Origin of the sequence: Collinsella aerofaciens (assembly GCF_902501475.1) — a bacterium.
Taxonomy (GTDB): Bacteria; Actinomycetota; Coriobacteriia; order Coriobacteriales; family Coriobacteriaceae; genus Collinsella; species Collinsella aerofaciens_AL.
Genome location: NZ_CABWIF010000060.1, coordinates 76,258 through 86,148, shown reverse-complemented (window position 1 = coordinate 86,148; position 9,891 = coordinate 76,258). Strand labels below are relative to the sequence as shown.

Annotated in this window: 7 protein-coding genes; 3 read left to right on the top strand and 4 right to left on the bottom strand. The window is 58.1% G+C overall.

Features of this window, described 5'->3' with window-relative positions:
• The first annotated feature begins 248 nt into the window (after positions 1 to 248).
• A complete protein-coding gene (locus tag GDJ93_RS09940; protein ID WP_193221527.1) occupies positions 249 to 3,053 on the top strand; it encodes an ATP-binding protein in 2,805 nt (934 codons plus the stop codon).
• 41 nt (positions 3,054 to 3,094) lie between these two features.
• The gene (locus GDJ93_RS09935; RefSeq protein WP_152068667.1) at positions 3,095 to 3,574 is read left to right on the top strand and encodes a pyridoxamine 5'-phosphate oxidase family protein; all 480 of its coding nucleotides are present in this window, start codon (positions 3,095 to 3,097) and stop codon (positions 3,572 to 3,574) included.
• A 69-nt stretch (positions 3,575 to 3,643) separates the two neighbouring features.
• On the opposite strand, the gene GDJ93_RS09930 is transcribed toward GDJ93_RS09935, so the two are convergent.
• From GDJ93_RS09930 to GDJ93_RS09915, 4 genes are all read right to left on the bottom strand, one after another.
• On the bottom strand, positions 3,644 to 5,836 hold the full coding sequence (locus GDJ93_RS09930; protein ID WP_152068666.1) for a hybrid sensor histidine kinase/response regulator: 2,193 nt from the start codon (positions 5,834 to 5,836) through the stop codon (positions 3,644 to 3,646).
• Entirely contained in the window at positions 5,833 to 6,702 is an 870-nt protein-coding gene (locus GDJ93_RS09925; protein ID WP_152068665.1) for a substrate-binding periplasmic protein, read from the bottom strand. Before GDJ93_RS09925 ends, GDJ93_RS09930 begins: the two co-directional genes overlap by 4 nt.
• Positions 6,703 to 6,858: 156 nt before the next feature.
• Positions 6,859 to 8,073 (bottom strand): MalY/PatB family protein, encoded by a 1,215-nt coding sequence (locus GDJ93_RS09920; protein ID WP_152068664.1) that lies wholly within the window; start codon positions 8,071 to 8,073, stop codon positions 6,859 to 6,861.
• Positions 8,074 to 8,184: 111 nt separating this feature from the next.
• Positions 8,185 to 8,922, bottom strand: coding sequence for a tRNA (N6-threonylcarbamoyladenosine(37)-N6)-methyltransferase TrmO (locus tag GDJ93_RS09915; protein WP_226812593.1), 738 nt, complete (start codon positions 8,920 to 8,922; stop codon positions 8,185 to 8,187).
• A 141-nt stretch (positions 8,923 to 9,063) separates the two neighbouring features.
• On the opposite strand from GDJ93_RS09915, the gene GDJ93_RS09910 reads away from it, so the two are divergent.
• A complete protein-coding gene (locus tag GDJ93_RS09910; RefSeq protein WP_152068662.1) occupies positions 9,064 to 9,891 on the top strand; it encodes a TipAS antibiotic-recognition domain-containing protein in 828 nt (275 codons plus the stop codon).

Here is a 9,891-nt window from a genome sequence, read left to right as displayed (position 1 = left end):
GGGAGCCCCTTCCATGAATGCGGCGTGGCCGCCACGGTTGGATTAGACACTCACCATTGTCGGCCTAATCCGCGGTCTTTCATGCAGCAGGGGCTCTCAATGTTTTTATGTCCTGCTCATATCGTCTGTGCCGGCAGAAAGGGACTGTCCCCAACTGCCGGGCGGGAGCGTTTAGCGGTACAGCTGCCGACTGGGCAGGCTGAGCTGGTATCCTTATGCGGCAATGTCTCGATTCGTTAGGATTGCATGTGAGAGCTGCCACTGTCCTTCGTTCAGTTATATATCGCACCCTGGCCGTCGCGCTTGCTGCGCTCGCCGTACTGAGCACCATCATGCCCGCCCCCGCCTATGCCGCCAATACCGATCAGCAAGTCAAGACGGTCCGCGTCGGCTGGCTCGTCAGCAACGAGGGCTTCCAGGACGGCACCCCCGGCGAGCGTCTCTCGGGATGGGGTTACGAGTACCTCCAGACCCTGTCGTACTACACGTCCGGCTGGCGGTACGAATACGTCTCCGGCACCTTCACCGAGCTTATGGACATGCTCGAGGCAGGCGAGATCGACCTCATGCCCAACATCTCCTACTCCGAGGAACGTGCCCAAAAGCTGCTCTTTTCCTCGAACCCCGAGGGCACCGAGCGCTACTACATCTACGCCAGGCCCGACCGTGACGACCTTGCAAAGGGTGACCCTCAAGCACTCCAGGGTCTCACTATCGGTTGCAACCCCGACGTCATGCAAACCTTCGTTGGCCAGCAATGGCTCGCCAGCGAAGGAATCGCCTGCACATACAAGGAGTATGACGGAGGATCCGATCTCTTTGACGCGCTCGCAAACGACGAAGTCGATGCCGTCATCATGAACGACACAATCTCGTCGCCCAATGCCTCCCCCATGTTCTACATTGGTTCGAACGACTACTACTTTGCCGTTCCCAAAAGCCGCCCCGACCTGATGGACGACATCAATGCCGCCATGACGGCAATCGCCCGCGTCAACCCACGCTATAACGACGAAGTAAAATCTCACTACTCGACCCAAAACAGCGGCTCATCATCGCTCAACGGACCCGAACGTTCCTGGCTCAAAGCAAATGACAACACCATCACGCTCGGCTACATTACGGGCAAACTCCCCTACTGCAACGAGAACGAAGACGGCGAAATGGAAGGCTCGCTCGCATCGCTTGCGACGACGCTACACGATAAATTTGGCATTACGGTCAAAACCGTCGCCTTTGATAGCTACAAGATGATGTCAAAGGCCCTGTCAAAGGAAAGCATAGACGTTGCGCTGCCGGTATACCGAGATTACTGGTTTGCCGAGCAAACAGGCGTTGTGCAGTCGGTATCGTTGGGAACCATATCCCTCACCGCCATCCACACCGGCAGCAACCTGAACAAAAACCTTCAGAACATCGCCTGTACCAAATCATCGTTTGTCAACAAAAATGCACTTGAAAGTCTGTTCCCCACAGCGACCGTGACCGAATACCAATCCGACGATGAAGCGTTCGACGCCCTCAGGAAGGGAACGACGCACTGCATCGTCGCTCCCAGTTCACGCGTAAAAACCATCGGTGACCGTTACGATCTCGAGGACTGCGAGACGACCGAGCTCCCTGACACCTGTGAGCTCTCGTGCTGGATTTCGCGCGGAAAACCCGAGCTGTTGGGAATCATCAACAAGGGCATCATCAATGCCGGAGAATCGCTCTCCGCAAGCAATTTCTCCTCCACGTCGTACACGGCCCAGGAATCCAACACGCTTCAATTCCTTTATCGCAACCGCACCGCCATTGCAGCTACCCTCATCGGTATGTTGTCGGTCGGCATCGTCCTGCTCATCTGGGCGCTCGTGCGCGCTCGAACCGAGCGCAAAAAAGCCGATGCCGCCAACGCCGCTAAGACGGCATTCCTCACGCGCATGAGCCACGACATCCGTACGCCGCTCAACGGTATCCTGGGCCTTATCGAGATCGAGGAATTGAAGGAAGGCGATATGCAAGTCGCCCGCGAGAGCCGTGCCAAGGCGCGCGTTGCCGCCAATCACCTGCTCTCGCTGATCAACGACATCCTCGAGATGGGCAAAATCGAAGACCGCAAGCTAACACTGGAGCATGCGCCTTTTAACCTCAAAGAGCTCTGTGACGATACGCTAGTGCTGTGCAAGCTCCGCGCGTCCAGTAACGGCATCACAATGCAGGACAATAGTCTGCCGTACGCCACGGGGCCATACATGATCGGCAGTCCCACTCATATCCGACAGATTATGATCAACCTGTTAGACAACAGCATTAAGTACAACAAGCACGGCGGCTCCGTCACCTTTAGCTCAAAGACCAAGCCACTCGATAACGGGCGCGCGCTCTTTTGCTTTAGCGTTTCGGATACCGGCATTGGCATGGCTCCCGAGTTTTTAAAGCATATCTATGAGCCGTTTGCCCAAGAAGGTGACGATGCGCGCAGCAAGTTCCAAGGAACCGGCATGGGCATGCCAATCGTCAAGTCGCTTATTGAACTGATGGGCGGCACCATCGAAGTCACCAGCAAACTCCATGTGGGCACCACGTTCTACGTGGAAATTCCGCTCGATATCGACAAGAACCCCCGAGCGCGGGCGAATACGGTCGAGAGGGCGCTCGACTGCTCACTCGCCGACATGAACGTGCTGCTCGCCGAAGACAACGAATTGAATGCCGAGATTGCCCAGACGCTGCTAGAATCCGAGGGCGTCGTGGTCACCCGCGCCGTCAACGGCAACGAAGTCGTCGATCTGTACCTGTCTCATCCCGCCGGCAGTTTCGATGCGATCCTGATGGACATTATGATGCCGGACATGGACGGTTACGAGGCAACCCGCGCGATTCGCCTGAGCGAGAAGGTCGATGCAGCCGATATCCCCATCATCGCGCTCACCGCCAATGCCTTTGCCGAGGACGCCAAGGCGGCACACGACGCCGGCATGAACGCCCATCTGTCCAAACCGCTCGACTTTAACAAGCTCAAAAACATACTCGCCCGCATCAAGAAAAACGGATCCGTTTCGCTATAGTTTGTGCTCAACAACCATGCCCAGTAGAAAGGAAACCAACGATGTTTAGGCCCTTACGTCGAAAGAAACGCGCCATCACTGACGAGGAAGCGCGCGAACTGCTCGCTACCTGCAAGCGCGGCGTCTTTGCCGTCAACGGCGACGATGGCTACCCGTACGCCATTCCCGTCAACTACTTCTTTGACACCGAGCACGACAAGATTTATTTCCATGGCGCCAAGGCTGGCCACAAGGTCGATTCACTCAAGCGCGATGACAAGGTCTGCTTTACCGTTTACGGCAACGAGTGGTACAAGGACGGTGACTGGGCTCCCTACGTTATGAGCACCGTGGTCTTTGGCCGCTGTCGCTTGGCGAATGACACTCCCGCGTTTATCGAGGATAAAGTCCGCCAGCTCGCGCTTAAGTACTACCCTTCTGCCGAGGAAGTCGAAGAGGAAATCGCCAAGGACATTAAGGGCGTCCAGCTCTACGAGATTACGATTGAGCATCTTTGCGGCAAGCAGATTCAGGAAAAGTAAGCCCCTCAGCAGGTCTCATCAATAACAATATGGCCCGGTTCCAACCCACCTTGGAACCGGGCCATATGCTTATGAAACGTCGGCGGCGATGTGCGCCAGCGCCTCGACGAGCTCCTGCGAGCTCACGGGTTTACTCAGGTGCGCGTCCATGCCCGCCTCACGCGAAAGCCTGCGGTCGTCGGCAAAGGCGTTGGCGCTCACGGCAATAATCGGCGTGGTCGCGGCATCCTCGCGATCGAGTGCTCGAATTCGACGCGTGGTCTCAAGGCCATCGATGCCGGGCATCATGATGTCCATCAACACCACGTCGTACTCGTGCGGTGCGCTTGCGGCAAACGCCTCAACGGCAGACTCGCCATCCTTAGCATGCGTCACGACGACACCGGCACGGCTGAGCGTAAACTGCGCGATCTCGGCATTCAGATCGTTATCCTCTACGAGCAAAACGCGCAGGCCCTGAAGTGCATCGCCATCGCCCGCATCCGCGCGAACTGCCCGAGGAATCTCGGAGCGCTTGCATTTCTCAAACGGCAGGCGGATGGTAAACGTCGTCCCCTGCCCCAAGACGCTCGTAAAGCTCATGGTTCCGCCCATAAGCTCGACCAACTGTTTTGCGATAGGCGCGCCCAGGCCAGTTCCCGATGAAGCGCCTTCCACCTGTTGCTCCTCGCGGCAAAACGGCTCGTAGAGGTGCTGTTGGAACTCCTCGCTCATGCCAATACCGTTGTCGGCGATCGTGTATTCATAGACGGGGGCGCCATCCGCTGGCTCCACCTCGCGGCACACCAGGCGAACATAGCCGCCCTGGCGGTTGTACTTGACGGCATTGCCGGCAATATTGAGCAACAAGCGCTTGAGGTGCGTCACGCTCACCCGAGCATAGGGATGATTAAGGGTCTGCTGGTCGCAGATAATTGTCACCAGACGCTCCTCGGCCTGGCGCTCCAGAATATCGCGCACTTCACAGTTGAGTGCCACCAAATTTGTGGGTACGAGGTTCAGGTCGACCTGCCCGCTCTCCAGGCGACTCATATCGAGTGCCTCGTTGGCAAGGTCGAGCAGCAGTCCCGATGCCGTCCAGATTTTCGAGCGGCACTCAGTCTGCTTTTGCAGATCGTCCGCATTGGCATCGCCAACCTCGACCATGCCGCGAATGCCGTTGATGGGCGTGCGCAGATCGTGGCTCATGCGACGCAGAAACTCTGTCTTTGCCGAGTTGGCAGACGAGGCCTCACGCGCCGCCTTTGCCAGCTTGTCGCCATAGTCGCGCTCCTGCTGCAGCAAGTCCGTCAAACGTCGGCGATCAGCGCGGCGACGCACCATCACAACAACGGCTATAAAACCGCTGTAGAGCGCCAGCATGCCGGCAGCAACAGCCGCGACGACCTCGAAGTAACGCCGCGCCGGAGCATAGGTGTACACATAGAATTTGTGCGCTTTTCCAAATGTGCCCAAATACCACTCGCCGTCGGCGTTAATCAATTTGACCTTACCGGCCAGGCATCGATCCTTAATACCGTCGACAATGAAGACATCCGTCGCAGGCAGATCGAACACGCCCAATACGGTGGGTTCAACGGCATTGGTCGCAACGACCTTGCCGTCGCTTTCGATCACGATATTGCCGCTATCGATGGTTTCATAGCCATCAAGCAAGCTCTGCAGTTTGAGTGTATTGCTTGCAACCGCCTTCGCGCTCTGATGCCTTACCGCGATAACGATGCCCTCGCCATCCTGCCGAGTCACGCAGCCAATGTCTGCGACCGAATCATCCGCAAGCGTGATGCGGGCGGTATAGGACTTAAGCGGATGAGTTGCCACCTCAAGCACGGGTGATTCTTTGAGATACGTAGCGAGCGACCCGTAGTCCACATCGCCCGTCGAGGACTCGGACACCAAATTGCCCGATGCGTCCGTCACGATCAGCGCGCTCACGTTGAACTGGTCGGCATATTGCTCCAGCATGGCGTTATCCACCGAACCGTCGCGCTCCATATCGCGAGCCGCCTCTCCGGCAATCTCCATAACGCGAATCAGGTTTTTGGTCGTATAGGCGCTGTTGAATGCATCGTAGGAAAGGCTCTGCGTCGCCACGTAATCGACAACGTCGGCAAAGCGCTGCTCGGCTTGGGCCGTCATGTAACCGTAGCTCATCATGCCGGCAGCAACCGAGAGCGCTATCCCCAGCAGAGCGACAAGGAGCCATGCCCCTGCCGAACGATTGCCCCGCTCCTGAGCAGCGTGGTCGGGCGCATCGATCATGACAGGCCCTCCATATTCAAAAATGGCGAAGGGTCATCGAAGTACTTTGACACCAGGCGTTCCATGGTGCCATCGGCAAGCATTTCTTGGTAGGCATGAGTGAGCTTGACGTCGATGCCACGCGTATCGTTGATATCGAAAGCGGTGCCCAAACCGACCTCTAGCAGCGGCTCATCCAAAATGCGATATGTCACACCATAGTCTTTTTCGTAGGTGAGGAACGAGGACTCATGCGCGGCGATAGCGTCGACCAGGCCCTCGACGAGCGCCGGGTTCAGATATGAGCGGTCCGAAAAGCTGTAGAGTTCCTTGATCTGCGGAACGTTTTCATTTGTACGATTGAGCAAAATGTCCTCGGGCTTGGTGGTGGACTGGACCGCCACGACCTTATCCTCAAGATCGGCAAGCGTGTAGATATCGCTCTGGGGATCGACCGCGACCACCTGGCGGCTCGCAAGGTACGGGCCGGCCCAACGATACTCGTTTTCGCGACCCGTCATGCTAAAGCTGCCCATGACGCAATCGAGCTCGCCGCTCGCCAGCAGCTCGTTCTTCTTTTCCCAATCGATCAGCTGGTATTTTGGCTTGTAACCAATGCGGGCCAAAGCCTCGGTTAATATCTCGACGTCCAGGCCAACGATATCGCCGTACTCGTCGGTATACACAAACGGTGGATAGAGGTCGCTACCGACGCTGAGCGTCTTAAGATTGTCGTCCTTGACCTGCGAGGCGTCCAGGCCTTCTAATGCAGACGTCGAGGCCCTGCCATTCGACTCGGAGCAGCCGGCTATCGCTACGACAAAGGCGCTCGCCACCGCAAGCGCAACAAACAACGAAATGGCAACCGAGCGACGGGGTCTTTTCATCGAGCTCCAGACGATCCTGTTTACAGACTGAAATGGTAAAAAATAATAGCAAACAAAATAGCAAACAAAACCACACGAGTGCCCAATGGTTACAGACGTTTTACCATGCGGGACCTTCCAGCCGACTTGGCAGAAGGCCCCGCATGCAGTGCTCACTTACCGTGCATTAAAAACGTAGCGGTCCAAGCGGTCGCACGCTTCCCTTACGCGCGAAAGCGGCAGCGCCAGATTCACGCGAATGTGGCAGGGCCCGTGGAACGGACGGCCGTCCTGATACCCCACGCCCACGCGCGCCCCCTCGTCGAGCAGCCACTGAATATCGCGGCCATGCTCGCGGCACCACTCGGTGCAGTCCAGAAACACCATGTACGTGCCCTGCGGACGCGAATAAGACACGCCCTCAAAATGCTCATCCACGTAATCGCAGAAGTACTCGATATTGCCGGCAAGCACCTGGTTGAGCTCGTCCACCCACTCGTAGCCCTGCGGCTGGTAGGCACCGACAAGCGCGTGCATGGAGAGGACGTTCATCTCGTTGTAGTGAGTCTTGTTGGACACGGCGCACACGCGGTCGCGCAGCGTCTCGTTGTAGATGATGTGGTAGCTGCCGACCAGACCCGCCAGGTTAAACGTCTTGCTCGGCGCATAGAGGGCAACCGTGCGCATGCGGGCATCCTCGCTCACCGACTGCGTCGGGATATGCTTGTGGCCTGGGAGGATGATATCGGACCAAATCTCGTCCGATATCACCACGCAATCGTGCTGGCGATAGATGTCCATGGCGCGCTCGATCTCGTCGCGCTCCCACACGCGGCCGCAGGGATTGTGCGGCGAGCAGAACACCGCGGCATGAATGTGGTTTTGGGCGAATTTGCACTCCATGTCCTCAAAGTCCATGCGCCACACGCCCTGGTCGTCGAGTTTAAGCGGGCTGTGGACAATGCGATAGCCCGCGGCCTCGATGGACTTGGTAAAGCCGATGTAAGTGGGGCTGTGGACCAGCACCGCATCGCCCGGCTGGACATACGCGCGCAGCGTCGACACGACACCGCCCAGCACGCCGTTTTCGTAGCCGATATGCTCCGGTGCCAAGCCCTCAACGCCGTTGCGGCGGCTCTGCCATTCGATGATGCGGTCGAAGTACTCGGGGCGCGGATTGAAGTAGCCAAACATGGGGTGCTGGGCACGCTGAATGATGTGCTCCTGGACCGTGGGCACCGTGGCAAAGTTCATGTCGGCCACCCACATGGGAATGCGGTCGAAGCCCTCGTCGGGTGCGTTCGGAGCCATACCGGGGATCTCACCCCAAGAGTCAACGGCGATGGAGTCCATGCCGTGGCGGTCGATAAGCGAACTAAAGTCGTATTTCATGCTGAACTCCCGTGCAAAGTGATTGTTTTGGTAGGCGTTATTGTCCACCAGCACGGGCGATTTTGGCATGGGGTTTGGCGCTTAATTTGACGGGTGCGGACGAATGGCTGGTTAGTCTCGCGCGTCGTTGACGGCGACTACGGTTAGCTGGGTTTTATCGACCGTAAAAGATATGTCGAGCCCGGCATAGGCCAGATGATAGACGCGGTTTGGCTCGTGCTTGCTGCCCGCGCGGCGCGGATCTTGGCGAAGGACCTCGACCAGACCGGGGAACTTTGCGGGCGGGACCATGTCTTGAAGCGCTTGCGGGAACTCAACATCGAGCTTTTGCCACGGAGCATCCTCAATCCAGCCGCCGGTCGCATCCGGGTGGCAGTCCGCAAACGGAATGTAGGGCTTAATGTCGTAGATGGGCGTGCCGTCACGCAGGTCGGCCCCCAGCACATGGATGATGGGGCCATCGTCGGTGAGCTCGACACGATCGAGCTTGACGCAGGTGAGCCCAATGGGATTAGGGCGAAACGGACTGCGCGTGGCAAACACCCCCACGCGCTCGGCTCCGCCCAGACGCGGCGGGCGCACGGTTTTCGACCATTTTGCGTTGGTTCCGGACCTGTCCTGCGTTTTGGCATCGGCGGCTATGTCCTTAGCCGTTCCGCCGGGCGTTCCGTTTTCGAAGCGCCACAGCAGCCATAGGTGAGAGAAGGAGTCCAGGCCCTCAACCGCTGCATTGGAGGCAAATTCCGGCTCAAAAAAGATGCGTCCCTGCAGATGGGGCGCCAAAAAGCTGTTGCGCGGAATGCCGAACTTCTGCGGCAGGTCGGTATGTATGTGTGCAATAGGTTCCATGCCGGTCATTGTACGGCATGGAGGCATGGGGCGTTGCGCGCAATTCTTCGCCGCGGTCGCCCGTCGTGCAACCAACGGTTGCTTGGAAGGGCGTCTGCCGCCGCGTATGCTTAAGCCATCAACCAGCAGAAAGGAGCCGCTATGGCCTTTGCAGAAAAGCTCATTGCCATCCGTCGCGCCCATCACCTTACCCAAGAGCAGCTCGCCGCCAAGCTCTTCGTCACACGCCAAGCCGTCAGCCGTTGGGAGCGCGGCGAAGTCACCCCGGGCATCGACATGATGAAGCTCATTGCCGCCGTGACCGGCGAGCCTCTGTCTCATCTGCTCGAAATGTCCGAGCATTATTGCCAGAGCTGCGGCATGATACTCACGCCCGACGACTGCGGCACCGATGCCACGGGCGCCACGACCGACCATTACTGCAAGTGGTGCTACGACCACGGCAAGTACACCTACGAGACCACGATGGAGGCGATGATTGAGGATTGTGCCCCGCGGCTGGCGCAAAACACCGGCATGTCGCTCGACGAAGCCGTCTCGCTCATGGGCGCCGTCCTGCCGCAACTGGAGCGCTGGCGCACCGTGCAGGAAAACGAGGAGCGCTACGGCGCCGAAGCGCGGGCGCGCTATGGCGATGAGGCTATCGATGCAGCAAACGAAGCGCTGCTGGACATGGACCCCGAGACATGGAACGACATGAAGGAACTTGAACGCGCTGTTCTGGGCCAGCTTTCGATTGCCATGGGCATTGGCGACCCAGAGAGCAACGAGGCCCACAAACTTGTCGCAATGCACCGTCGATGGATTGCCCTTAACTGGGGACACGAGCCCCAAGACGAAGCATACCTGGGCCTCGCCCACGGCTATCTTGCCGACCAGCGCTTTGCTGACTACTACGACAAGCCCTGCGGCACCGGAGCCACGGCGTTTCTGGTCCAGGCCATCGAGTCGTCGTTGACGCGCGCATAG